22 protein-coding genes are annotated in these 23970 nt (G+C 59.9%); 7 read left to right on the plus strand and 15 right to left on the minus strand.

Translation table 11 applies throughout. From position 1 onward, the window contains the following. Window positions 1-135 precede the first annotated feature (135 nt). The 3 genes from rhlE to dusC all read left to right on the plus strand — a co-directional run bounded on the left by rhlE (window position 136) and on the right by dusC (window position 3582). Window positions 136-1491: an ATP-dependent RNA helicase RhlE gene (gene rhlE / locus EDY99_RS03365; RefSeq protein WP_123061462.1), complete on the plus strand. Its 1356-nt coding sequence runs from the start codon at window positions 136-138 to the stop codon at window positions 1489-1491. A gap of 114 nt (window positions 1492-1605) precedes the next feature. Continuing rightward, on the plus strand, window positions 1606-2565 hold the full coding sequence (locus EDY99_RS03370; RefSeq protein ID WP_123061463.1) for a D-2-hydroxyacid dehydrogenase family protein: 960 nt from the start codon (window positions 1606-1608) through the stop codon (window positions 2563-2565). A gap of 84 nt (window positions 2566-2649) precedes the next feature. Next, entirely contained in the window at window positions 2650-3582 is a 933-nt protein-coding gene (gene dusC / locus EDY99_RS03375; RefSeq protein WP_033652368.1) for a tRNA dihydrouridine(16) synthase DusC, read from the plus strand. Window positions 3583-3623: 41 nt separating this feature from the next. Here the strand turns inward: dusC and EDY99_RS03380 are convergent, their stop codons facing one another. The 9 genes from EDY99_RS03380 to EDY99_RS03420 all read right to left on the minus strand — a co-directional run bounded on the left by EDY99_RS03380 (window position 3624) and on the right by EDY99_RS03420 (window position 14195). Continuing rightward, window positions 3624-3890 carry a hypothetical protein gene (locus EDY99_RS03380; RefSeq protein ID WP_033642249.1) on the minus strand — a complete coding sequence of 89 codons (267 nt, stop codon included), beginning with the start codon at window positions 3888-3890 and terminating at the stop codon, window positions 3624-3626. Window positions 3891-4136: 246 nt separating this feature from the next. Next, window positions 4137-5183: a ferric ABC transporter ATP-binding protein gene (gene fbpC, locus EDY99_RS03385; RefSeq protein ID WP_033642250.1), complete on the minus strand. Its 1047-nt coding sequence runs from the start codon at window positions 5181-5183 to the stop codon at window positions 4137-4139. A gap of 11 nt (window positions 5184-5194) precedes the next feature. After that, entirely contained in the window at window positions 5195-7273 is a 2079-nt protein-coding gene (locus tag EDY99_RS03390) for an iron ABC transporter permease (RefSeq protein ID WP_123061464.1), read from the minus strand. A 67-nt stretch (window positions 7274-7340) separates the two neighbouring features. Beyond that, window positions 7341-8372, minus strand: a complete 1032-nt coding sequence (locus EDY99_RS03395) for an ABC transporter substrate-binding protein (RefSeq protein ID WP_033642252.1) — start codon at window positions 8370-8372, stop codon at window positions 7341-7343. Next, window positions 8369-9697: an MFS transporter family glucose-6-phosphate receptor UhpC gene (gene uhpC, locus EDY99_RS03400; RefSeq protein WP_226772964.1), complete on the minus strand. Its 1329-nt coding sequence runs from the start codon at window positions 9695-9697 to the stop codon at window positions 8369-8371. Before uhpC ends, EDY99_RS03395 begins: the two co-directional genes overlap by 4 nt. Before the next feature lie 60 nt (window positions 9698-9757). Continuing rightward, window positions 9758-11299, minus strand: coding sequence for an MASE1 domain-containing protein (locus tag EDY99_RS03405; RefSeq protein ID WP_060659811.1), 1542 nt, complete (start codon window positions 11297-11299; stop codon window positions 9758-9760). Then, window positions 11299-11928, minus strand: a complete 630-nt coding sequence (locus tag EDY99_RS03410) for a response regulator transcription factor (RefSeq protein ID WP_033642255.1) — start codon at window positions 11926-11928, stop codon at window positions 11299-11301. The genes EDY99_RS03405 and EDY99_RS03410 overlap by 1 nt, the downstream gene beginning before the upstream one ends. A gap of 123 nt (window positions 11929-12051) precedes the next feature. Next, the gene (locus EDY99_RS03415; protein WP_046686606.1) at window positions 12052-12816 is read right to left on the minus strand and encodes an arylamine N-acetyltransferase; all 765 of its coding nucleotides are present in this window, start codon (window positions 12814-12816) and stop codon (window positions 12052-12054) included. Window positions 12817-12905: 89 nt separating this feature from the next. Continuing rightward, window positions 12906-14195 carry an oligosaccharide flippase family protein gene (locus EDY99_RS03420; RefSeq protein ID WP_033642257.1) on the minus strand — a complete coding sequence of 430 codons (1290 nt, stop codon included), beginning with the start codon at window positions 14193-14195 and terminating at the stop codon, window positions 12906-12908. A 155-nt stretch (window positions 14196-14350) separates the two neighbouring features. Here EDY99_RS03420 and EDY99_RS03425 point away from each other — a divergent pair, with 155 nt between their 5' ends. Both EDY99_RS03425 and EDY99_RS24465 read left to right on the plus strand, forming a co-directional pair. Next, a complete protein-coding gene (locus EDY99_RS03425; RefSeq protein WP_046686608.1) occupies window positions 14351-15202 on the plus strand; it encodes an ATP-grasp fold amidoligase family protein in 852 nt (283 codons plus the stop codon). A 66-nt stretch (window positions 15203-15268) separates the two neighbouring features. Then, window positions 15269-15412 carry a hypothetical protein gene (locus EDY99_RS24465; protein ID WP_154219865.1) on the plus strand — a complete coding sequence of 48 codons (144 nt, stop codon included), beginning with the start codon at window positions 15269-15271 and terminating at the stop codon, window positions 15410-15412. A 31-nt stretch (window positions 15413-15443) separates the two neighbouring features. Here the strand turns inward: EDY99_RS24465 and EDY99_RS03430 are convergent, their stop codons facing one another. Both EDY99_RS03430 and EDY99_RS03435 read right to left on the minus strand, forming a co-directional pair. Beyond that, entirely contained in the window at window positions 15444-17264 is a 1821-nt protein-coding gene (locus EDY99_RS03430; RefSeq protein WP_047572275.1) for a hypothetical protein, read from the minus strand. Window positions 17265-17464: 200 nt separating this feature from the next. Next, entirely contained in the window at window positions 17465-18364 is a 900-nt protein-coding gene (locus EDY99_RS03435) for a LysR substrate-binding domain-containing protein (RefSeq protein ID WP_123061465.1), read from the minus strand. A gap of 117 nt (window positions 18365-18481) precedes the next feature. Here EDY99_RS03435 and EDY99_RS03440 point away from each other — a divergent pair, with 117 nt between their 5' ends. Then, window positions 18482-19261 carry a 2OG-Fe(II) oxygenase gene (locus EDY99_RS03440; RefSeq protein ID WP_060659808.1) on the plus strand — a complete coding sequence of 260 codons (780 nt, stop codon included), beginning with the start codon at window positions 18482-18484 and terminating at the stop codon, window positions 19259-19261. A 37-nt stretch (window positions 19262-19298) separates the two neighbouring features. On the opposite strand, the gene ansP is transcribed toward EDY99_RS03440, so the two are convergent. Both ansP and EDY99_RS03450 read right to left on the minus strand, forming a co-directional pair. Next, entirely contained in the window at window positions 19299-20765 is a 1467-nt protein-coding gene (gene ansP / locus EDY99_RS03445; RefSeq protein WP_033642262.1) for an L-asparagine permease, read from the minus strand. Between the two features lie 432 nt (window positions 20766-21197). Next, window positions 21198-21635, minus strand: coding sequence for a PACE efflux transporter (locus tag EDY99_RS03450; RefSeq protein WP_033642263.1), 438 nt, complete (start codon window positions 21633-21635; stop codon window positions 21198-21200). A gap of 112 nt (window positions 21636-21747) precedes the next feature. Between EDY99_RS03450 and EDY99_RS03455 the strand changes: the two genes are divergently transcribed. Next, window positions 21748-22641: a LysR family transcriptional regulator gene (locus EDY99_RS03455; RefSeq protein ID WP_033642264.1), complete on the plus strand. Its 894-nt coding sequence runs from the start codon at window positions 21748-21750 to the stop codon at window positions 22639-22641. Window positions 22642-22657: 16 nt separating this feature from the next. On the opposite strand, the gene EDY99_RS03460 is transcribed toward EDY99_RS03455, so the two are convergent. Together EDY99_RS03460 and EDY99_RS03465 are read right to left on the minus strand one after the other, a co-directional pair. Continuing rightward, complete coding sequence (locus EDY99_RS03460) at window positions 22658-23221, minus strand: DedA family protein (RefSeq protein WP_015377041.1); 564 nt, start codon at window positions 23219-23221, stop codon at window positions 22658-22660. 50 nt (window positions 23222-23271) lie between these two features. Further along, window positions 23272-23949, minus strand: a complete 678-nt coding sequence (locus EDY99_RS03465; protein ID WP_033642265.1) for a DJ-1/PfpI family protein — start codon at window positions 23947-23949, stop codon at window positions 23272-23274. Window positions 23950-23970: the final 21 nt, after the last annotated feature.

A 23970-nucleotide genomic window follows, 5' to 3' on the forward strand; every position in this document is an offset into this window, starting at 1 on the left:
TGTTACAATCGCCGCCTGGTGCACTGCAGTTTGTGCCAATCCCTCGTGGTCATGCTTAATGCCCCGTCTGATCATCCTCCCAGGAAACTGCACCGAACACTGTTAGGTTAGGGGGGATCTGGAGTTTTTCTCTTTATGTCATTTGAAACCCTCGGCTTAAGTGCTGAAATTGTGCGCGCTGTTGAAGAACAGGGCTATCGCGAACCGACGCCAATTCAGCGTCAGGCTATCCCTGTCGTGCTGGAAGGTCGTGACCTGATGGCCAGCGCCCAGACCGGCACCGGTAAAACCGCCGGTTTTACCCTGCCGCTGTTGCAGCTGCTGAGCAAGCATGACCATCCGGTCAAGGGCCGTCGCCCGGTGCGCGCGCTGATCCTGACGCCAACCCGTGAGCTGGCGGCGCAGATCGGCGAAAACGTCGATGCCTACAGCAAACACCTGCGCCTGCGTTCGCTGGTGGTGTTTGGCGGCGTGAGCATCAACCCGCAGATGATGAAGCTGCGCGGCGGCGTCGATATCCTGGTGGCAACGCCGGGCCGTTTGCTGGATTTGGAACATCAGAACGCGGTTGACCTGTCCAAAATCGAAATTCTGGTGCTGGACGAAGCGGACCGCATGCTGGACATGGGCTTTATCCACGACATCCGCCGCGTGCTGGCCAAGCTGCCGGCCAAGCGCCAGAACCTGCTGTTCTCCGCCACCTTCTCCGACGACATCAAGGCGCTGGCCAACAAACTGCTGCATAACCCGGCCTCGGTGGAAGTGGCTCGCCGCAATACCGCGTCCGAGCAGATCGAGCAGAGCGTGCACTTCGTCGACAAGAAGCGTAAGCGGGAACTGCTGTCGCAGATGATCGGCGAAGGCGACTGGAAACAGGTGCTGGTCTTTACCCGCACCAAGCACGGCGCCAACCACCTGGCGGAACAGCTGAACAAAGACGGCATCACCGCCGCGGCGATCCACGGCAACAAGAGCCAGGGCGCCCGTACCCGTGCGCTGGCCGATTTTAAAGACGGCCGCATCCGCGTGCTGGTGGCGACCGACATTGCGGCGCGCGGTCTGGATATCGACCAGTTGCCGCACGTGGTGAACTACGAGCTGCCTAACGTGCCGGAAGACTACGTGCACCGCATCGGCCGCACCGGCCGCGCGGAGCGTACCGGCGAAGCCATCTCGCTGGTGTGCGTGGATGAACACAAGCTGCTGCGCGACATCGAGCGTCTGCTGAAGCGTGAAATTCCGCGCATTGCGCTGCCGGGCTACGAGCCGGATCCGACCATCAAGGCCGAGCCGATCATCAACGGCCGCCAGGGCGGCGGACGCGGCGCGCCGCGCGGCAACGGCGGCGGTCAGCGCAGCGGTAACGCCAACGGCGGCCAGCGTGAAAACCGTGGCAACGGTAACGGCAACGCTCGCCCGCAGGGTGACGGCCAGCGCCGTTCCGGCGCGCCGGCCTCGCGTCGCCCGCGCAGTCGCAAACCGGCCGAATAAGCCCGATTGCGCAAAAGCAAGCCGCCTGTATGGGCGGCTTTTTTTTTTGCCTGGCGGAACGGCATTTTCGTACTAGGCTGGACGGTGGCTACCCCTACATTCCAGGAGACGGAGATGAAATTGAAGTGCGCAATTCTCGATGATTACCAGCAGGTGGCGCTCAAGATGGCGGACTGGTCGGCGCTGGCCGATCGGGTGGAGGTGTCCGCCATCAGCGCGCACTTTACCGATGAGGCGGAGCTGGCGGTGCATCTGCAGGAATGCGACATTCTGGTCATCATGCGCGAGCGCACGCCGATAACCGCCTCGCTGCTGGCGCGGTTGCCGCAGCTGAAGCTGCTGATCACCTCCGGCATGCGCAATGCCGCTATCGATTTGGCCGCCGCCGCCGAGCGCGGCGTGGTGGTGTGCGGCACCCGCAGCGGGTCGGCGGCGCCGATGGAGTTGACCTGGGCGCTGCTGCTCGGGCTGGCCAAGCATATCGTGCCGGAAAGCGCCGGGCTGAAAAACAACGGCCCATGGCAGCGGGATCTCGGCGTCACGCTGCAGGGGAAGACGCTGGGGCTGCTGGGGCTGGGCAAGATCGGCGGCCAAATGGCCAAGGTGGCACAGACGTTCGGCATGCGGGTGCTGGCCTGGAGCCAGAACCTGACGGCGGAACGGGCAGCGCAGGAGGGCGCCCTGCTGGCACCGTCCAAACGGGCGCTGTTCGAGCAGAGCGATTTTGTCTCCATTCACCTGGTGCTGAGCGATCGCAGCCGCGGGCTGGTGGGGCGCGACGAATTGGCAGCAATGAAGCCCACCGCTTACCTGATCAACACCTCGCGTGCGGCGATCGTCGATCGGGCGGCATTGGTGGACGTGCTGCAACAGCGGAAGATCGCCGGCGCCGGGCTGGACGTGTTCGAGACGGAGCCGCTGCCGGCCGACGATGTGTTTCGTCAACTGCCCAACGTGCTGGCGACGCCGCATGTGGGTTACGTGGCGGACGATAACTACCGCGCCTACTTCACCGAGGCGGTCGAGGACATTGCGGCGTTTCTCGCCGGTCAACCGATCCGTCGGCTGGGCTGATGGCGTTTTTAATGCCCGCAGAGGCTTGTCTGGCGCGGGCATTCACCCGTATCATTGCGGGTCTTTTTTTAGCTGGGATTGGTCATGCGCGTATTATTGGCTCCGATGGAGGGCGTTCTCGACTCTTTGGTGCGTGAGTTACTCACCGAAGTGAACGACTACGATCTGTGCATCACCGAATTTTTGCGCGTGGTCGATCAGCTGCTGCCGGCCAAGTCGTTCTATCGGCTGTGCCCGGAGCTGCGTCACGCCAGCCGCACGCCGTCGGGCACACTGGTGCGGGTACAGCTGCTGGGGCAGTACCCGCAGTGGCTGGCGGAGAACGCCGCGCGCGCGGTGGAATTGGGCTCTTACGGCGTCGATCTCAACTGCGGCTGCCCGTCCAAGCTGGTTAACGGCAGCGGCGGCGGGGCGACGCTGCTCAAAGATCCGGAATTGATCTACCAGGGCGCCAAAGCGATGCGCGCGGCGGTGCCGGCCCATCTGCCGGTCACGGTGAAGGTGCGCTTGGGCTGGGACTCTTCCAATCGCAGCTTTGAAATAGCCGATGCGGTGCAGCAGGCGGGCGCCAGCGAACTGACGGTGCACGGCCGCACCAAAGAGGACGGCTACAAGGCGGATCGCATCAACTGGGCGGCGATCGGCGAGATCCGTCAGCGGCTGAGCATCCCGGTTGTCGCCAACGGCGAGATCTGGGATTACCAGAGCGCGCAGGATTGCCTGCAGACGACCGGCTGCGACGCCATCATGCTGGGGCGCGGCGCGCTCAACGTGCCGAACCTGAGCCGGGTGGTGAAATATAACGAACCGCGCATGCCCTGGCCGCAGGTGGTTGAGCTGCTGCAAAAATACGTCCATCTGGAAAAGCAGGGCGACACCGGCCTGTATCACGTGGCGCGCATTAAACAGTGGCTGGGTTATTTGCGTAAAGAATATGATGAAGCAACTGAACTGTTCAGCGAAATACGCGCGCTGACGACGTCCGGGGATATTGCGCGCGTCATCTGCCGCAGCTGAAAATAAACCCGCGCGTGGCGGGTTTATTTAAATCGGCATTATCAGGCGGCTTTATCAAGACGGTTTAATTCTATCTCGATATCCTGAATGGTTTTTTCCAGTCCTTCCAGACAGGCGCCCTGTTTATTCAATAGGTCGTTAATGGCTTCGGCGAATGCCTTATTTTTGCATTCCCCCTGATCGAAGGCCAGCCAGTGTGCGGAGAGCGTCTCGATATTCGACTGCGCGTAGTGGCGCATTTCCTTCAGCTGGGAAGCGACATTGCGTAAATTATCCAGCTGCGCCTGTGCATTTGCATTGTTGCTCATGAATTTCTCCTTGAGTTGGCCGTTAAATAATTTCGACTGCGGGATCAAGCTTACCCTATTTAAATAAAAATATCACCCTGAGTGGTCTGGGTGGTTATTTTTGAGTGGGTGTGGCTATATTTATTTTTCGGCTGAACAAGGACTTGGGTGGAATTGTAAAAATAGATAAATACGGTGTTTTTGGCGATTATTTTCGGCCATCCCGTATGGGATGGCCGTTATTCTACCCCTTAAGCGTGAGGCCGACTATGCCGCGTCCGCCAGCATAAACATGCCGTAGGGGTGAATTTCCAGATAATACTGCTCGCCGACGTTCGGTTGCAGGCGGGTGGCGTTAACCTGCAGCAAAATCTGTTGCCCGTGCCACGCCACCGTCACCTCATACTGCGGCCCCATGTAGGCGACATGCTGGATCTCGCAGCGCTGGCTTTCATCGCCATGCTCGCTCAGCGTGATCGCTTCCGGCCGCACGCCCACCGTGCCGGCGCCCTGGGCGGCAAAATGCGCCGGGCGCGGCAGGCGATAGCCGCTGATATCGACATGATCGGCGCTGAAGCTGGCCGGGAACAGGTTGGCGTCCCCCATAAAGCTCGCCATAAAGCGCGAGGCGGGCTGCCGATAGAGATCCTGCGGCGAGCCCATCTGCATGATATGCCCCTTGTTCATCACCAGTACGGTGTCGGAGACTGCAAAAGCCTCGCTCTGATCGTGGGTGACGTACAGCGACGTGATATCAAACTGCTTTTGCAGCTCGCGGATCTTTTCGCGCATGCTGCGGCGCAGGTTGGCGTCGAGGTTGCTCAACGGCTCGTCGAACAGCAGCACTTTCGGCTTGAGGATCAGCGCGCGCGCCAGCGCCACGCGCTGCTGTTGGCCGCCGGAGATCTGATCGACATAGCGATCGTCGAACCCCGCCAAGTCCACCATCGCCAGCGCTTCCTGCACGCGCGCTTTCACTTCGGCGCGCGGAATGCCGAGCATCTTCAGGCCATAGCCGACGTTCTCCCCCAGCGACATGTGCGGGAACAGGGCATAAGACTGGAATACCATGCAGATGTCACGCTGCTGGATGGAACGATGGGTGACGTCTTCACCATCAATGAATATCTGCCCGTCGCTCGGTTTTTCCAGCCCGGCGACCAGGCGCAAAATGGTGGTCTTGCCGCAGCCGGAAGGGCCGAGCAGCGTCACCATTTGCCCCCGTGGGATGGTGAGCGTGATGTTATCGATTACCGTGTTGCTGCCGAACCGTTTGGAGACGTTACGCAGTTCAACGAAATTTTTCTGGCTCATCATGGGCTCCATTACGCCTGGTTTTTGGCTTTTGAACGGGAGATGCGTGCCTCGCCGATCAGCCAGTCAAAGAGGAAAATAATCGCCAGCATCACCACGATCAGAATTGAACCGTAGGCGATCGCCACGCCGTATTCGCCGTCTTCCACGCGGTTGAGGATGTAGGCGGTGGCCACGCGGGTATCGGGGGTGACCAGGAAGACGATGGCGCTGACGGTGGTGATGGCGCGCACGAAGCTGTAGATCAGCGCCGACAGGATCGCCGGGCGCAGCAGCGGCAGCAGGATGTGCGTGATGGTGCGCAGCGAGCCGGCGCGCAGGCTGAGCGAGGCTTCGTCCAGCGATTTGTCTATCTGGCCCAGCCCGGCGATCCCGGCGCGAATGCCCACCGGCACGTTGCGCATCACCATCGAAATAATCACGATGGCGGCCGTCCCGGTGAGGTACACCGGCGCGCCGTTAAAGGCGAGAATGTAAGAGACGCCGGCCACGGTACCCGGCACCGCAAAGCACAGCATGGTGGTGAACTCGATGGTCTTTTTGCCCTTGAACTGTTGGCGCACCACGATCCAGGCGATCAGCAGGCCGAACGCGGCGGTGATCGGCGCGGCGATCCCGGCGTACAGCAGCGTGTCGAGCAGCGAAGGCCACGCGCCGTCGCTCATGCCCTGGCCGAACAGTTTGATGAAGTTATCCAGCGTCAGCGTGTAATCCACTCCCCAGTTGACGGTGAAGCTGCCGTAGAAAATGCTGCCGTAAATCAGGGCGTTAAAGGCTACCCACACCGCCAGCAGCGCGATCACGCCCCACACCAGCGTGACCGGTAGCGGCTGCACGTCGCCGCGATACGATTTGCCGGACACGGTGACGTAGGAACGTTTGCCGATCCACATATACTGGATGCAGAACACCAGCAGTGAGAACAGCAGCAGGAAGGCGCCGAGGGTGCTGGCGGCCTGATAATCAAGCTGCGAACCGGTGATGTAAAAATAGATTTGCGTCGCCAGCACGTCGAAGTTGCCGCCGAGCACCAGCGGGTTGCTGAAATCAGCCAGCGATTGCACCACCACGATCAAAAACGCGTTGGCCAGCGCCGGTTTCAGCAGCGGCACGAACACGCCGTTAAAGGTTTGCCAGCGGCTGGCGCGCAGGGTGTAGGAGGCTTCTTCCAGCGAAGGATGAATGGTCTTGATCGCGCCGTCGAGGATCATAAACGCCATCGGGGTGAACGCCAGCACCTGCGCCAGCCAGATGCCGGTAAAGCCGTACAGCCAGTTGGTGTTGGTCAAACCGAACCAGGCCACCATCCACTCGGTGACGTAGCCGGAGCGCCCCATCATCAGCGTGACGCCCAGGCCGACGACGAACGGCGGCGTGACGATGGGCAAGATGGAGAAGATGCGGCCGATAATGGCGCTGCGCTTGGCGATGCGGGTAGTGTAAATCGCCAGCACCAGGCCGAAAAAGGTGCAGCCGGCGCCCACCGCGATCGACAGGGCGATGGAGTTGAGGATCACCTGAATGATATGCGCCTGCGACAGCACGTTCATAAAGGCCAGCGGCGCGAAAGCGCCCGTCTGGTCGGTGAACATCGGAATGAAAATCGCGATGCTCGGCCAGACGATGAAGACGCCGATCAGCGCCACGATGGTGACCAGCGCGCCGATAACGAAACGGTCGCCGCCCAGCCAGTCGAGGCGGGTCAGCGCCAGCGTCATGATGGCGCCCAGCGCGGTCAACTGCACCAGGGTGGCGTAGCCTAAACCGCGTCCCGCCACCGTGGCGCTGACAACGATAAAGGCCATGCACAGCAGCGCCCAGCCGGCATCGAACGCGTGGCGGCGCCGCTGCTCACGGCTCGCCGCAGCGTAAGGGCGCAGCAGCAGCAGGCTTGGCAGCAGGCACCAAAGCCAGCTGATATTGCGGTGTGACCAGCCGTAGGCCGCGAGGATCTCTTCGCCGGTGGACTCCAGCAGGCCGTAATCCAGGCTCCAGCTCGGCAGCAGGGCGAACGCCAGCCAGCCAAGCAAAACCCAAAGGGATATCGCATCTCGTTTTTTCACGAGATGGAGTGCATGTGTATGTGACATAAGTTTCCCGGATGTTCAGGCCGGGCAAGCCGTGAAGCTTACCCGGCAACAGGCGCAGAATGTGGGCTTATTTACCCATCTTGACTTCGCTGACCCATTTATTGATCAGCGCCTTGCGGACCTCGGTCGAACCGTACTTGTCCATGTCGTAGTTGATCAGCTTCAGGTCGTCGAGCTTCAGCGAGTTCGGCGAGGTATCGGCGGTGGTGTTGGTCAGGATCTGATAGGACTTGCCTTGCTTCCACGCCAGCTCCTGCGCCTCTTTCGACAACACCCAATCCACGAACAGCTTGGCGTTGTCGAGGTTGCGCGCGCCTTTGAGGATGCTGACGCCGCCGATTTCGTAGCCGGTGCCTTCACACGGCGAGATAAGCTCAAGCGGCGCGCCCTGTTCCTTTTCGAGCGAGTAATCATGCAGGAAACCGATGCCGATCGCCGTTTCGCCGCGGGCGGCGTTGCGCGCCGGGGCAATGCCGGACTTGGTGTACTGCGAGACGTTGGCGTTCAGCTGTTTGAGGTAAGCGAACGCCTGATCGTCTCCCCACAGCTGGGCAAAGGTCGCCAGCGCGGTGTAGGCGGTGCCGGAGCTTTGCGGATCGGCGATTTGAATCTCGCCTTTGTATTCCGGCTTGGTCAGGTCTTTCCAGCACTTGGGCACCGGCAGATTTTTCTCTTTCAGGCGCTGGGTATTGACGCCAAAGCCGAGAATGCCGACGTAGACCGCCGAGGAGTAGTTGCCTTTCAGCTTGGCCGGATCGCGGAATTGCGTCATCACCTGGTCGAGATTCGGCGATTTGTACGGCTGCAGCAGCCCCATTTCACCGGCCTGGGATTGCGGATCGAGCGTGCCGCCGTACCAGACGTCCGCCTGCGGGTTCTTCTTCTCGGCGTCCACTTTTGCCAGCGTGCTGCCGGAACCGTTGCGGATGAACGCGGTTTTCACGTCATATTTCTCGCCGAAGGCTTTGGTTTCCGCTTCGCACATTTCATTGGTGGCGCTACAGTAGACCACCAGGCGGCCCTTGGCGTGCGCGGCGCTGCTCAGGGTCGCCAGCGCGATGCCGGACGCTATCAGGGTAGTGACCCACGTTTTTTTCATTGTTTTATCCTTCTCTCGGTAGAGGTGGTAACGCTCGCCATCAGCAGCGGCATCAGCAATAAACCCATAAGAACGGCGGCGATCGACAGCAAACTGAACATGCCTGACCAGCCGTAGCCTTCGATGACCCGCGACAGCGGCCAGCCCGCCAGCGCCGCCCCCAGATAGGCGAACAGGCCGAGAAAGCCGGTGATGGAGCCCGCGGCGCCTTTGTGCCCGCATTCCACGGCGGCGAGGCCAATCAGCATCTGTGGGCCGAAGACAAAAAAGCCCACCGTAAAGAAACAGCCCGCCAGCAGCGCGTAGTGATGCACCGGCGCCAGCCACAGCGCGGCGACGGAAACCATCAGCCCGAGCGTGAACAGCAAAATCATCGGCGCGCGCTGCCCGCCGAACAGCACATCCGAGCCCCAGCCGGCGAACAGCGCGCCGAGCAGGCCGCCTATCTCGAACAGCATCACTGTCGCATTGGCGCTGAGCAGGTTGACGCCGTGGCTTTCCGTCAGCCACAGGTTGCCCCAGTCGTTCAACGCAATGCGGATCAGGTAGACCAGCACGTAAGAGACGCCGAGCAACCAGATCATCGGGTTCTTCAGCATCGTGGTGCGCAGCATCCGCCACAGCCCCATCGGCGGGCTTTGCTGTTCCTGGCGCAGCTCCAGCGGATCGTGGCGCCACTGGCCGACCGACGGCAGGCCTTCTTCCTGCGGCGTGCCTGTCAGCTGCCGCGTGAGCCAGATGCCCAGCACCATGCTGACGGCACCCGGGATCAACATCGCCGCCTGCCAGCCCCAGCGCTGGGCGGCGAAGGCGCTGATCAGCGGCACAATTGCGCCACCGAGGTTGATCGACATATTCCAGCAGCCCCACCAGAAGCCGCGCTCGTTGCGCGAATACCAGTGGGTCAGCAGCCGCGCGCAGGGCGGCCAGCCCCAGCCCTGAAAGAAGCCGTTCAGCGCCCAGACCGCCAGCAGCAGCGTCAGCGATTCACCGAAGGCGAACGCCACGTTCAGCAAACCGGTGGCGAACAGGCCGATCCCCATAAACCCGCGCTGCCCATGGCCGTCGTGCCACAACCCGGCGACGAATTTCGACAGGCCGTAGCTCAGATAAAACAGCGAGCCGAGCAGGCCGATGTCTCCTTTATCCAGCCCCAAATCCGTTTGCAGCGCCGGCAGCACGTAATTCACGCTTTTGCGCGTCAGGTAGAAGGCGGCGTACCCGATGACCATGTACAGCAGCAGCCGCGGGCGCAGCGCGCGGTAACGATGATCGATTTCAGATGCTGAGCGTGCTTGCATAGCCGCCTCCCTGGTGCTGACTATAAGAAGGTGAAAAGGAAAGGGGATGAGATAAAGTCCGGAGTGGCTAAGACTTTTTCCTAGTTAGTCGGCGGTTTGTTGCAAATTTGTGGGCAGGTTAACAATTACCCGGGTGCCGCGCTGCGTTTCCAGCGTCAGTTCGCCGCCGAGCGCGCTGACCCGTTCGCGCATTCCCTGAATGCCGAAGCCCGGCGCGTTGCCCGCATGGATGCCGACGCCGTTGTCCCGTACCTCGAGGTGCAACATGGCGCCTTGCTGATACAAAACGATGGCGACTTCGCTGGCCTCGGCGTGTTTGCACACGTTGTTGAGCAGCTCTTGCAGCAGCCGGTAGAGGGTGAAGCGCACCGTCTCGCCGGCGGGCGTGTCGGTCAGGCGGTAGTCGAAACGGCAACGGATGCCCCGCTCGCTAAAGGCGAATTCGCTCAGCAGGTGGTGAAGCGCGTCTTTGAACGCCAGCTCGTCCAGCGCGGGCGGGCGAAGTTGGCGCAGTAGCTGGCGCGTGGAGTGATGAATGCGCCGGGCGAGATCGCCTATCTGGTTCGCGGCGGCCTGGGTTTGCGCCGGATCGCGCGCCCGCTTGACCAGCTGCGACTGAATTTGAATGGCGGTGATGTTCTGGCCGATTTCATCGTGCAGCTCGCGCGCCAGGTTCTTTCGCGTGTCTTCTTCGGTGTGGATCAGTTTTTCGGTCAGCGCCCGCCGTGCCGCCAGCTCTTCTTCCAGGCGTCGGCGATAGTGGTGCAGGTTTTGCGCCAGGTGTTGCTGGCGGCTGATGGCGATACCCAGGCCGATACCGAGCAGCGCCTGCGTCGCCAGAAAGATTTCCAGCTCGACCAGATTGCCGAACCCCACGCCGACCTGCCGGGCGAGGGTGATCATCATGCTGCCGAGCAGGCCGGACAGCACGCCGCCCTGCCAACCGAACTTCCACGCCATCACCACGTTCGGCAAAAACACCACGATCAGCAGCAGGCGCTCGATTTCCGGCGACAGCACCATCTGCGTACCGATGCCGATAACGAAAAACAGGCTGCACCAGATGATTAAGGACGCGCGCAGCGGCGGGTTGGCGGTGTCCAGCCCCAGCAGATGGTAGCGGTGCTGCTGGCGCAGAAATTCAAAGATCAGGTAGACGAACGGGGTCAACAAAACACCGCCGGTAAACGACGCCAGGCCGAGCAGCATCGCCGGGCTCTGCGCGAAAGGCGACAGCAGGGCGGTATTGAGCAGCGAGGCGGCGGTCACTGCGGCCAGCAGCAGCGTCAGCCGTTGCCAGTAGAGCGGAAAACGGCGCCAGACCCGTTGCGCGAGAAGAGCCGGGATCAGGGTGATGAACGGGGCGGCCAGCAGGCCGTAGCCGCTCAGCAGGCGTTCGCCGTGCAGCCAGAACAGCAGCAGCACCGGCGGCGCTATCAGGGCGGGCCAATAGCGCCGCCCCAGCAAGATCAGCAGCGCGAGATAGACGCCGTGGGGCAGAAACAGCGCCGCCTGATTGCCGTTGTGGGTCAGATAGAAACCGAGCGTCCACAGCATCAGCCAGCCGCTGCCCCAGGCCAACAGGATAAACAGCGAGATAACCCAGCGCCGTGAGCGGAGTGACATCAATGCCCCGCCAGCAGCTGATGATCGAGGGCGAAATGCACCAGCTCGATGGTGCTGTTGCACTGCAGCTTGCCCAGGACGTTGGCGCGATGTACGTGTACCGTTTTATGGCTGAGATCGAGCTTGAAAGCGATCTCCTTTACGCTGTCGCCTTTGACCAGCAGCTCGAAGATTTCGCGCTCGCGCGGGGTCAGCACTTCCAGCGCCGTGGCCGGCTGCTCGCCGCCGCGCAGCGCCCGCAGCGCGTCGGCGCACAGGTAATGGCCGCCCATATCGACGGAGCGCACCGCCTGCACCAGCTCTTCCGGCCCGCAGCGTTTAGTCAGATAACCGCTGGCGCCGGCATCCAGCGCGCTCTGCACGAAGGTGGGGGAGTCATAAATGCTGAGTATGATCGCGCGAAACTGCGGCTTCTGCGCCCGCAGGCGTTTCAACAGGCTCAGGCCGTTTTCATCCGGCATGGCGATGTCCATCACCGCGACGCTGACGTCGTCGCGCAGCAGCGCCGGCCAGGCCGCCGCCGCGCTGCTGTATTGCCCCGCCACGTCGATGTCTGCTTCGAGGCTGAGCAATTGCGCAAAGCCGGAGCGCACCACCACATGGTCATCGACCAGTATCACACGGATCATTTTTCGCACTCTGTTGCCGAATCATGATCCTATGATGCCTGCCGCCGCGATGCTGGCAATCAGCCAAGCGCGGTTATGCAATCGATGTAACAGAATCGTAATAAAAGGGCGTCGCCCGCGCCGTCAACGATCCACATCGATGGCGAAATGCTGCCACAGCGCGGCGCGGCGTTCCTCTTCCGAATGCAGCGTCGTTTCGTGGCGCTGGTGATCTTCAGTCACGATCAGCTTCATGTCGCTGAGGGTCACCCGGCCGTGTTCCGTCGGCCGTGAGCACACCAGGCGTTGGGTGAAATGCGACTGCGGCGAAGTGCTGTGGAAGTGGCACATCTCGTCGAACTCATGCAATTCGCGCGGCTGAACGGTAAAGCGATACAGGGTTTTGGCATGCGAGCGTTGGTCGCCGTTGCGGCGCTCCAGCAGGTAATACTCGCCTTCCTGCTCCAGGTGGAAGGTGCCGCTGGCCTGCGGTTGCGGCTCGGCAACGACGATTTTGAGCGGCGTCAGGAAGGAATCGCCGAAACCGACGTCTACCAGCCATGCTTGATCTTCCAGATCCACCCGCAGCGCCAGGTGGTCGTAGGGCGGGCCGAAATGGCCGTCGCGCGCGCGGATCTCGCCGGAGATGAAGCTCACCTTGAAGCCGAGCTCTCGCAGCAGCAGGGCGAACAGCGTGTTCAGCTCATAACAGAAACCGCCGCGGTTACGCTCGACCACCTTGCTGAACAGCGCCTCCGGCGCCAGTTGAATGCCCTGATGATAAATAATGCTCAGGTTCTCGAACGGGACGCTCAGCATGTGGCGATGGTGCAGCTGTTGCAACGTGGGGAGGTCTGGGCGGGCGGCACCGGTAAAGCCGATATGCTGCAGGTAGCGTTGGGTATCCACAGGGAGTCTCGCATGAGAAAAAGTAGGCATAAAATAGCGGGCTTTGCGGCGTTTGTGAGCGCATTACGTGCTGCGCCACGGCAGCCGGATTACTTTCCCGACGGGCGTCTTAGGTAAAGCGCCGGGTTCAGTGAGCGCAGATGCATTTTCAGTACGGCACCCCGCTGAAAGAGATAGTTGAGTACGGTCAATGACAGCAGTTCGGTCAGCAAGGTGCTGTAAGCGGCGCCCATCATGCCGTATTGCCGAATCAGGCCGTATGACAGAGGAATGTTAATGATAAACACCAACAACATTTTGCGGGAAAGGAAGCTGTAACCGGAAAACAGCACGATGTATTTATAGGCCACGGTCCCCAGGGCGGAGAGCAGGGTGGCGACGGCCAACACCCCCATGGCGGCATAGGCCGCCAGGTATTGCTCGCCGTACAACAGTGCGATGACCGGTTTGCCCAGCCAAACGATCCCGGCGACGATGGCTAAGGCGATGGCCAGCACCAACCCATTCAGTTTGGCCGCGGCGCGCATCGCGTCTTCGCGCCGATAGGCGAATATTTTCGCGAAGAACGAGGTGATGACGGCATCGGTAACGAACATCCAGGCGGTCGCCAGGGTAATGGCGACCGAGTAAATGCCCAGCACTGCGGCGGAAACGAACCACATCAAAAACAGCTGCGCCAGCCGGGTATAGATGGCGATGGAAACATTGGATACCGCCAACGGCAGGCCGCTGGCGAGCAGATAGCGCACATATTTGCGCCGAATACGGCCGGGGGCCGAAAAGCCCGGATGGCGGCGATGATAAAGGTGATGACGGATCAGATAGGGGATGAGGTACACCATCACGATAGGGATGGCCAGAAAGTACAGGTGCAGATCAAAAAACACGATCAGCCAGCGAGCCAACAATGCGCTGGCTAAGCCGGCCACGTTGGCCAGGGTATTGAAACGCGATTCCAGCCGGGCGTCATGGTAAATGGCGAAGACGTCTTTGAGTGAAAAAAACGAGGCCAGGAATGTGGCGGCGCAAAAGTAAAAGGTCGTGAAGTCTTCCCGCAGCCCGGTATAAAGCAAGATGATCGCAGAAAAGGCCAGGAAACAGGCTTGCCTCAGCCGGTTGGTGGAGAACATCAGCGCTGCGCCGGAGCGCGGATTACGGCTAATGCGTTTGAAGAGGATGGTGTCCGACCCCAGCAGCGCCAACGTTTGGGTAATGGCGAAAATCGCCGTGGCAAAGGTAATCTTTCCGAAGCTTTCCGGCCCAATATATTTGGCCATGTAGGCGGTGATGAATATAACGCCGAGGATTGATACCGTCTTTTCCGCTATCATCCAGGAAGCGTTTCTTATTATGCTGAAGTCTATGATCTTTAGTTTCACTGACGCTTCCCTGAATACCTTATGATATAGGATTATTCCGTTTTTTATCCTTTAATAATCACCAAGGCTTTTTTTATATTTTACAATTGAAGTCAATTGCATTTAAACTTTAGCTGGGTCTTTTGTTATGTTGGATTAATGGATGAATCAACGGAATGAGAAAATTCGTAAAATACCTCTATAAGGTTTCGCCTGACTTTATTTATTATCAGCTGTCGCATTATTTTGCTCACGGAAGCTTTGTCAACTTTTTGAATCCTAAAAGTTTTTCCGAAAGGATTTACCACAGAATGCGCTACCCGCGCGAAGAGTTCAGCCTGTTGGCGGACAAGGTGGCGGTGAGGGATTATATATCCAGTCGCGTTTCGGAAAAATACCTAACGCCGGTCATCATGATAACGGAGAACTTCACTGAGCAAGACTATTTGTCGTTGCCTCAATCTTTTGTTATCAAAACAAATAATGCCTCGCAGCAAGTTAAGATTGTCAGAGATAAAGCGCGAGTGAGTTATGATGAGATTGCAAGCACTCTCAAGAAATGGTCAAAAATAACGTATTGGAAGCGCTTTCGTGAGAAGCACTATGCGAAGATCCCACTGCAAATTGTGGTTGAAAACCTGTTGGACATCGAACGCGACGGTGAATTGATCGACTATAAAGTGCATGTTTTTAACGGCAGCCAGCCTTATCTGTTCGTGGAGTTGCTGCGGGGCGGCCCGGAGCCGACGTCGCTGGAGTTTTTGGACCGCCATGCGCATCACTGCTTTTTTACCCAGAAAGATATTCCCCAGATCAACACGTTGCACGCGAAGCCTGACTTTTGGGATGAGATGATTGAGGTCGCCCAAGCCGTTGCCGCCGATCTGGACTACTGCCGGGTCGATTTCTACCTGACGCAAGACAGGCTCTATATCGGCGAGCTGACGCTCACCCCCGGTGCAGGCAATGAAGTGTACCAACCGCGCGCCACCAACCTGCTGCTGGGCGAGCTGATGGCCAAAACCTGAACGCTATGCCGAGCGTTGGGCCAGCTCCCGCAGCCAGCCCAAAAACGCCGTGGCGTTCCTCTTCGAATGCAGTGTCGTTTCGTGGCGCAGGCGATCTTCAGTCATGAAGCGCATCCCAAGTTGGATGCGTTGAAAACAGGACAGGAAAGAAATAGCGGGAAAGCCACCGGCGCGTTTTACAGCATCGACGGCGGTTATTCCGCGCATTAACAAAAACAGGCCCCTGATGGGGCCTGTGCAGTTACCAGGATTTATGCGGGTTGCGGGAGACGATATCGATCTTTTGACACAGCAGTTTGGTAATGTCCACCGAGGTTGGCTGAGCGGCGCTGCCGACAAAGTTTTTCAGCACGATGGCGATGCGGGCGTAATTAACGTAGCCCTCAGGCAGCGGCAAATACTCGGCAACGTCGAGCGCGGTAATGCGATCCGAGGTCATCGTTGCTGAAGTGGTCGGGGTGACTGTGCCGGTGCGGCCCCACTGACAGACTTTTTCCAGCAAGGTGGTGACGCCGGCATCGCCGTTCAGCACATACTTTCCTTGGTAGGTGCCGATTGTGACATCAAGGCTGTTCTGGCCTTTTAGGTTTGCCAACGTGGCGCGCCACAGCACCAGATCGTTTTTCGCGATCGGGAAGTAGATCTCGATGCGCTTGTCGGCCGTTGTCGCCGTTTTGGTGGTGGCGGTGAGCACGCCGTTTTGCAGCGTTACTGCCAAATCGGCGGTTTCCGTTTGCGAAACGCGTGCGCCGCCGAAGGCGTAGACATTATTCAGCGCCAGCGCACTGCTCTCTTTCCAGGTGGGTTCCGGCAGATGGTTGACGCCATCGCCCAGATAGAGCAGACGCCACATGTTGACATAGCCAGGCGCGACGATCTTTTTCATTTCGATGTGGTTGTTGGACCAGCCTTTTTTAATGTCGGCGTTCACCAGATCGAACCCATCGATATAACATTTCCCGCTCAGATCGCTGGATTTATCGAAGTAGAAATATTCAACGTATTGATAAGGCACCTTGCTGCCGGTATCGGTGTTGTTAGTCATCACGCTGTGCCATTGGCTGTCTTTGATTTTTACCGTGCCGCCGTTGTCGCTGGTAAATACCGGTCGATAGTTGCGGCAGTTGGCGTTGCCCCATTCGAAGTGGCAGTTTTTAAAGTCAAGCGTGCCGCCTTTGAGATCAAACAAGCCGTAATCGGTATTGGCCAACTGTTCGGTTTCATTGTTAAAGCCGCTGTAATCGAAAGAGCAATCTCGGAAGGCCAAAGTATGCACGCCCTGATAGTAGTTTCGGCTGTCGCCGAACAGGCATTTGTAGAAGACGATTTTTTCGCCGGCGTTGGCGGTGGTTTCCGACCAAATTGGCCACACACAACCGCGCACCATGATGCTGTGCCAGCTCTGAATATAGGCGTTGTTGCCGAAGACGATGCCCTTGTGCAGGTTAGTCAGCCAGACGTTTTGCACCAGCAGTTGGCAGGCCGGCAGGCCGTGCATGTTCGAGGCATCGCTGTAGACGCACAGGCCGCGCAGATTGGCCGCCGCGCCGGGCGCTCCGACGATGCGCAGGTTGTAAATCGCCGGCGCACCCAAAGAGTATTGCACGCGTACGCACTCGATATTGGCCGCGCTGCTGAAATCAAGAATGGTGCCCTTAAAATCGACGGCGTTTTTCCATAGCTTCAGGTTGGCGGTGGTTTTACAAGGGCGTACGCCGCCGGGGCCGACCAGAGTAATCCCCGCAGGGGTCGTCGGGATCGGCAGTTGCCACCACTCTTCGCCTTTGACCTGCAAGAAGTTGCAAGCGCGGGTGATGGTCAGAGAGTAATCCAGCTCATCGCCCGGCAGGTGCCACCAATCGATGCTGTAATCGCCGTCATTGATGATGCGCTTCCAGCGGCGGTTTTGCGCGTCGACGAGCAGGGTAACACCGTTATCCTGACTGGTGGAATCCGCGTCGTCTCGGGTAAATACGCCATGGTGGTAGCGGTTTTCGAGCATCACTGCGGTTTCGCTGCCGGCATAGTTGCGCAGATTGGCATAATCATTTAATGAAATCATGGAATAACCCTCATTTGGTACGATAAGAGGCCGATGCAATATGTGGCAGTTGCAGAGGCGGAGGCTTAAGTAAGTGGCATTGTGACCGAAGAGGGAGCCCGTTCATGATCCCGGTCGGCAGGAATAAATTAACAGGCTAAGGCGAGGGCATTAAGCGTCCAGGGTTGTGTCTGACGCCAGCAAACATCACGTTGCGGATTTTAGGTGCTGGCGGCGAGGGCGAGTGCTTGCAGCCAGCCCAAAAACGCTGCGGCGCCGGGTTTTTCCAGCGTGCGCGGCGGGTAAACTACGTAGTAGGGCTTGCTGAGTGGCAGCGCCGGTTCGGCCAGGGTGACCAGCCGGCCTTCCGCCAGTTCACGGGCGATCAGCCGCCGCTGGCCGAGCAGCACCCCGCGCCCTTGCACGGCGGCGTCGATGGCCAGTGAAGTCAGGTTATAGGTCAGCCCGCGGCGCGGCGGCGGCGACCGATCGGCGGCGGTGAACCATTCGTGCCAGCCCGGCAGAAACTGGCTCTCCTTGCCCCAGTCGACGTGGATCAGCGGCAGCTGCGCCCAGTCGCCGCGATCGCGCAGCGCCGGGCTGCATACCGGCTGCACCCGATCCTGAAACAGCTGCACCTTTTCCAGCAGCGGGTAATCCTGATCGCCGAAGCACAGCGCGAAATCCGCCGCCGAATGGGCGAAATCGACCGCCGCATGGGTCGCGTGCAGCCGCAGATCGCCGTCGGGGCACTGCGCCAGCCAGTCGCCCAGCGCTGGATTCAGCCATTTAGACGCCAGCGCCGGCAGGGCGAACACCGTCAGCGCCTGTTTGCCGCGCTGGCGTTCGACGTGTTGCTGCGCCACGCGCAGCGTTTCAAACGCCTCCTGCACGTAGGCCAGGTAGTCCGCGCCCTGTTCGGTCAGCGTGACACCGCTTTTAGCGCGAATGAACAGCGTGATGCCCAGATGTTGTTCGAGCTGGCGGATCTGTTGGCTGACGGCGGCGGCGGTCAGCGCCAGCGCATCCGCCGCACGGGCCAGGCTGCCGGTGCGAGCGGCGGTTTCGAACGCCAGAATGGCGCTCAGCTTGGGCAAGCGCACACGGGACGGTGAGTGCATGAGCAGGGCTTATCGCTAAGAATTCGTTAGCTTATCCATAACGTATTTTTGTTATGGCGGCAATGCGGCATTCGCTACAGTGGGAGGCATCCGGCTTTCGCACACGAGGGGAACGTCATGCCGCAACTTGCCGATATTATCGATCTGTCCGCCTATCCCATCGACGACGCCGCGTTCCGCGTCCGCTGCCGGCAAACGCTGGCGCGCGCCGGCGCGCTGGTGCTGCCGGGATTTCTGCGCGAAGCCGCGCTGGCGACGGTGCGGCTGGAAGGCGCCGAACAGCACCATGCGGCGTTTTACGCCACCAGCAAACACAACGTGTATCTACGGCCACAGGACGACGCGCTGCCGGCCGACCATGCGCGCAACCGGCTGGTGGTGTCGTCCAAGGGCTGCATTACCGACGAGGATATTCCGCCGCAGTCGCCGCTGCGCGCGTTGTACGACGCTCCGGCGTTTCGCGCGTTCCTCTGTGCGGTGCTTGACGAGGCGCAGCTGTATCCCTACGCCGATCGGCTGTCGTCGATCAACCTGCATTACGCCCACACTGGCCAGGAGCTGGGCTGGCATTTTGACAACTCCTCGTTCGCCATCACGCTCTTGATCCAGAAACCGCAGGCGGGCGGGCGCTTCGAATACGTGGAGAACCTGCGCGACGCCGATCGCGGCGAGATGAACTATGCCGGGGTCACGCAGGTGCTGGACGGCGAGCGGGAGGTCAAACGGCTGGCGATGGAGGAGGGGGATTTGGTGCTGTTTCGCGGGCGCAACGCCATGCACCGGGTGACGCCGACCGAAGGCGACACCACGCGCATGCTGGTGGTGCTGGCCTACAATGCGCAGCCGGACGTGATGCTGTCGGAAAGCGCCAGAATGACGTTCTACGGGCGGTTATAGCGGATAAAAAAACCGCCCCGGAGGGCGGTTTGTCGATTCAGTGCGGGTTCTGCTCTTCGTGAGCCTGCTGTTCCAGCTTCACTTCCTGCGCGCGTTTGCGCAGGCCGAACCAGCCCAGCGTCAGCAGCACCGCCAACACCGGAATGGTGGCGATGGTCCAGGTGCCGTTCGGGTAGTCGAAGGCCATCATTACCACCACGATCAGCAGGAACGCCAGCGTCAGCCACGAAGTGAACGGCGCGCCCGGCATTCTGAACGACACCGGCTGAGCGCGGCCTTCGCGCACGGCTTTGCGCAGGCGCATCTGGCAAACGATGATAAACGCCCAGGAGGCGATGATGCCCAGCGAGGCGATGTTCAGCACGATCTCGAACACCTGCGACGGCACCAGATAGTTGAGCACCACGCCGATTACGTAGATGCCGCAGGTGACCAGGATGCCGGCGTAAGGTACCTGCTGGCTGCTCATTTTGGCCATCAGCTTCGGCGCGGAGCCGCCCATCGCCAGCGAACGCAGGATGCGGCCGGTGGAGTAGAGGCCGGAGTTGAGGCTGGACAGCGCGGCGGTCAACACCACGATGTTCATGATGGTGCCGATGTAAGGCACGCCCAGCTTGCTGAAGAAGGTGACGAACGGGCTTTGGCCGGCCTGATAGGCGTTCCACGGCAGCAGCAGCACCAGCAGCACCACGGAGCCGACGTAGAACAGACCGATACGCCAGATCACGCTATTGATCGCTTTAGGCATCATTTTGGCCGGATCTTTACACTCGCCGGCGGCGGTGCCGATAAGCTCGATGCCGGCGAAGGCGAAGATCACCCCTTGCACCAGCACCAGCGCAGGCAGCAGGCCGTGCGGGAACATGCCGCCGTTTTCGGTGATCAGGTGCATGCCGGTGGTGTGGCCGGCCACCGGCGTGCCGGTGCCGAGGAAGACAACGCCGACAATCAGGAACAGCGCGATGGCGGCGACCTTGATCAGCGCGAACCAGAACTCCATCTCGGCGAACCACTTCACGCCGATCATGTTCATGGTGGCGACGATGCCGAGCGCGCCGAGGGCGAACAGCCACTGCGGCACGTCGGCGAAGGTGCCCCAATAGTGCATGTACAGCGCCACGGCGGTGATGTCGACGATGCCGGTCATCGCCCAGTTGAGGAAATACATCCAACCGGCGACGTAAGAGGCTTTTTCACCGAGGAACTCGCGAGCGTAAGAAACGAAGCTGCCGCTGGAAGGGCGATGCAGCACCAGTTCGCCCAGTGCGCGCAGGATGAAGAAAGAGAAGATCCCGCACACCAGATAGACCAGCGCCAGCGCCGGCCCGGCCAGTTCGAGACGGCCGCCGGTACCGAGGAACAAGCCGGTGCCGATGGAGCCGCCGATGGCGATCATTTGGATTTGCCGGTTGCCCATGCTTTTGTGATAACCGGATTCATGAGAGTCTAGCCAGCGTCTTCTGGCGGCGTGTTTTTCATCCGCAGACTGTTTTTGTGAGTGCATTATCCGTCCTGTTTACCTGTCTATGTTAACCCTGCTCTTACCGAGAGCAAACGATTGCTATGACCAATCGTCATGAGAATGAGGTCGTGGCATCATTCCGCTGTTTATTGTGTATACAGCCATCATTAAAATAACGGCGAAGCATGCTACCTTTTCTCCGTAATGGTGGCAAAAAATACTGTGCATAAAACGTGAACAAGTGTGTTTATTTTTTAATCCAAATATAAAAGGATATATTATTCAAAAAGATGTGATGTTTTATCAAGACGGAAATATCGAGGAATAAAAAGTGATTAAAATCACAAAATAATAATTACCGTGCAAATTACAGGGTGTTGTTCTTATATTTCGCGGTGAGAAATAAGGGGAAAGGAAATGGCGACCCGCGCAGAAAATGGCATCAGCAGCGGGTCGGTGGGCGCGTAACGAGTCTTAGGCCGATTCGCTGGCCGGCAGAGCCGATGCGGGCAGGCCGAACAGCTTGTCGAATGCCCAATTGAACACGAAGGTATAACAGGGAATGATGACGATCAACGCCATATCCAGCAGCAGCGCCTGCCACAGCGTGATGCCCATCCACCAGGCGATCAGCGGGATCAGATACACTACCAGCGTCAACTGAAAGCCGACGGCGTGCAAAATGCGGCGTTTGAGCGTGCGGGCGCGCGACACCTGGCGGCTTTCCCACCACTCGAATACATAGTTGTAAATAAAGTTCCAGCTTACCGCGATGGTGGTGATCACCACTGCCAGCGGCCCGGTGCTGCTTGGCGCATGGCCCGACAGCAGCGCCAGCCCCAACGCCGAGATCGCCATGCCGATGATTTCATAAGCGGTGACATACACCAGTTTGCGTTTGACGCCTTGCATCGTTTTCTCCCGATCTGTTTTTAGTTGCCTCTGTGGCGACGGCGGCTAAGATAACGTCAATCACATTGATAGAAAAAGTCAGGAGTTGTCAGTTAATCTGACAGGTTGAACAATGAATTTTTCCAGCGACAACATCGAACTGTTTTTGGCGGTGCTCGATCGCGGCTCGTTTTCCGCCGCCGCCCGCGCGCTGCGGCGCGTGCCCTCCGCCGTCAGCATGGCCATCGCCAACATGGAGGCGGAACTCGGTTTCGCCTTGTTCGACCGTTCTCACCGTGAACCGACGCCGACCGCGCTGGCGTTGGCCCTGGCGCCGCACGCCCGCCTGATCGCCGGGCAGCTCAAGCAGCTGCAGGTGCATGCCATCGAACTGTCCCAGGGGCTGGAGAGCCGGCTTTCGATCGGCGTGGCGTCGGATATCAACGGCGCCGGCCTGCTGGCGGCGGTGAAAACGCTGTCGCAGCGTTATCCGCTGCTGAACATCGAAGTGCTCAGCGCGCCGCAGGACGACGTGTTGCACATGCTGCACGAGGGGCGCATCGGCGTTTGTCTGGCGTTCGGCGGGCTGAACGTCAACAGCGCGGAACAGTTCCACTTCGTGGGCGCGGAATCGCTGGTGGCGATGCTGTCGCCGCAGCACCCGGCGCTGGACGGCGCGGCGGGCGAGCTGTTTCTCGAGGATCTGGTCAACGTGCGGCAGATCATGGTGGCCAGCCGCGATCTGCCGATCGGCGATCTGCGTCCCCAGGTGGCGGAGGCTTACTGGCGCACCGACAGCCTGCCGATGGCGCTGAACATGGTGGAAGCGGGCCTGGGGTGGGGCAATTTTCCGCTGTCGTTGGCCGAGCCGCTGCTGGCGCAGGGGCGGTTGGTGCGGCTGAAGTTCAAAAACACCAAGAACGAGCTGCGCTTGCCGATGCATTTGATCTGGCTTAAGAATCGCCCGTTGGACAAAGCGGCGCGCGAACTGGTCGCGCTGATGCGCGAGGCGCCGCAGGAAAGCTGACGCCCGCTGCGTTTGCTTACTCCGGGTGGCGTTTACGCCACCAGAAACGCACCAGCAGGATGGCGGCGATCGCCAGCGCGACAAACAGCAGGCTGGAGAGCTTTTTGTCGAAGCCGGTAACGAAGCGTTCGATCGCCTGGCCGCCAAAATAACCGAGCATGACGAAGATCGTCGCCCATAAAATGGCGCCGAGGATGTTCAACGGCACGAAGCGCGACGGCGGCAGGCGGCTGGCGCCGATCAACACCGGGCCGATGATGCGGAAACCGTACATGAAACGCACCCCGATAACGAACAGCATCGGGTGGCGGGCGATCAGCCTTCTGGCGCGCGCGATGCGCTTTTCCTGTCCCTTGAGCCGCGAGATGACGCGGCCTTCAAACCGGCGGCCGGCGAAGTACAGCAGCTGGTCTCCCATCATGCCGCCCAGCGCCACCACTGCGATCACCCACGGCCAGTGCAACAGCCCTTCATGAGCGGCGATGCCGCCCAGCAGCGTGATGGTTTCCCCTTCCGCCAGGCAGCCGATAAACAACGCCCAGTAACCGTAGTCCGTAATATAGTGGGCTAAATCGGTCATTCCTTACTCCTTATGTGGCTGACGCATCAGGGCAAGTATACGCCCGATTGCTAACCTTGGGCGATCTGGGCCACCAACGCTCTGCGCCGCTGCAGGCTCTCCGCCATCTGCGCCTGTACCCTGGCGTAAATGTGCGGCGGGGCCAGTTCCGGCGTGCCGCCCTCGAACGGCGGCGCCGGGGCGTATTCCAGATAGAGCTGGATCATTTGGGCGGTCTCTTCGCCGTGCAGTTCGGCGATCAGCGCCAGCGCGAAATCGATGCCGGCGGTGACGCCGCCGCCGCTGATCACATTGCCGTCGCGCTCCACGCGCGCTGAGCTCGGCACGGCGCCGAACAGCTTCAGGCTGTCGCGCATCGACCAGTGACAGGCGGCGCGTTTGCCTTGCAGCAGACCGGCGGCGGCCAGGATCAGCGAACCGGTGCACACCGAGGTCAGGTAGCGGGCATCGGCGCCCAGCCGACGGATCTGCTGCATGAAGGCCTCATCTTGCAGCGCCTGGGTGCAGCCGCTGCCGCCCGGCACGCACAGCACGTCGCAGCGCGCGATCTCCGGCAGCGGGCGCAGCTGGGTGAAGTGCAAGCCTTCCGACTCGACATCCGCGCCGTCTACCGAGGCGACGACGATTTCCGCGCCCGGCATGCGGCGCAGGAACTGCAAGGGGCCCGTGAAGTCGAGCTGGGTGACGCCTTGATAGATGGGAAATACAATCACGAGTGATTCAGACATGATATTCGCCTCATTTTTATC

It is taken from the genome of Serratia sp. LS-1, from assembly GCF_003719595.1.
In the GTDB taxonomy this organism is placed as follows: domain Bacteria; phylum Pseudomonadota; class Gammaproteobacteria; order Enterobacterales; family Enterobacteriaceae; genus Serratia; species Serratia ureilytica.

Excerpts from the sequence above, each read along its gene's own strand:
- rhlE (WP_123061462.1), top strand. The coding sequence starts at position 136 with ATGTCATTTGAAACCCTCGGCTTAAGTGCTGAAATTGTGCGCGCTGTT.
- EDY99_RS03370 (WP_123061463.1), top strand. The coding sequence starts at position 1,606 with ATGAAATTGAAGTGCGCAATTCTCGATGATTACCAGCAGGTGGCGCTC.
- dusC (WP_033652368.1), top strand. The coding sequence starts at position 2,650 with ATGCGCGTATTATTGGCTCCGATGGAGGGCGTTCTCGACTCTTTGGTG.
- EDY99_RS03380 (WP_033642249.1), bottom strand. The coding sequence starts at position 3,890 with ATGAGCAACAATGCAAATGCACAGGCGCAGCTGGATAATTTACGCAAT.
- fbpC (WP_033642250.1), bottom strand. The coding sequence starts at position 5,183 with ATGAGCCAGAAAAATTTCGTTGAACTGCGTAACGTCTCCAAACGGTTC.
- EDY99_RS03390 (WP_123061464.1), bottom strand. The coding sequence starts at position 7,273 with ATGTCACATACACATGCACTCCATCTCGTGAAAAAACGAGATGCGATA.
- EDY99_RS03395 (WP_033642252.1), bottom strand. The coding sequence starts at position 8,372 with ATGAAAAAAACGTGGGTCACTACCCTGATAGCGTCCGGCATCGCGCTG.
- EDY99_RS03405 (WP_060659811.1), bottom strand. The coding sequence starts at position 11,299 with ATGTCACTCCGCTCACGGCGCTGGGTTATCTCGCTGTTTATCCTGTTG.
- EDY99_RS03410 (WP_033642255.1), bottom strand. The coding sequence starts at position 11,928 with ATGATCCGTGTGATACTGGTCGATGACCATGTGGTGGTGCGCTCCGGC.
- EDY99_RS03425 (WP_046686608.1), top strand. The coding sequence starts at position 14,351 with ATGAGAAAATTCGTAAAATACCTCTATAAGGTTTCGCCTGACTTTATT.
- EDY99_RS24465 (WP_154219865.1), top strand. The coding sequence starts at position 15,269 with ATGCAGTGTCGTTTCGTGGCGCAGGCGATCTTCAGTCATGAAGCGCAT.
- EDY99_RS03430 (WP_047572275.1), bottom strand. The coding sequence starts at position 17,264 with ATGATTTCATTAAATGATTATGCCAATCTGCGCAACTATGCCGGCAGC.
- EDY99_RS03435 (WP_123061465.1), bottom strand. The coding sequence starts at position 18,364 with ATGCACTCACCGTCCCGTGTGCGCTTGCCCAAGCTGAGCGCCATTCTG.
- EDY99_RS03440 (WP_060659808.1), top strand. The coding sequence starts at position 18,482 with ATGCCGCAACTTGCCGATATTATCGATCTGTCCGCCTATCCCATCGAC.
- ansP (WP_033642262.1), bottom strand. The coding sequence starts at position 20,765 with ATGCACTCACAAAAACAGTCTGCGGATGAAAAACACGCCGCCAGAAGA.
- EDY99_RS03450 (WP_033642263.1), bottom strand. The coding sequence starts at position 21,635 with ATGCAAGGCGTCAAACGCAAACTGGTGTATGTCACCGCTTATGAAATC.
- EDY99_RS03455 (WP_033642264.1), top strand. The coding sequence starts at position 21,748 with ATGAATTTTTCCAGCGACAACATCGAACTGTTTTTGGCGGTGCTCGAT.
- EDY99_RS03460 (WP_015377041.1), bottom strand. The coding sequence starts at position 23,221 with ATGACCGATTTAGCCCACTATATTACGGACTACGGTTACTGGGCGTTG.
- EDY99_RS03465 (WP_033642265.1), bottom strand. The coding sequence starts at position 23,949 with ATGTCTGAATCACTCGTGATTGTATTTCCCATCTATCAAGGCGTCACC.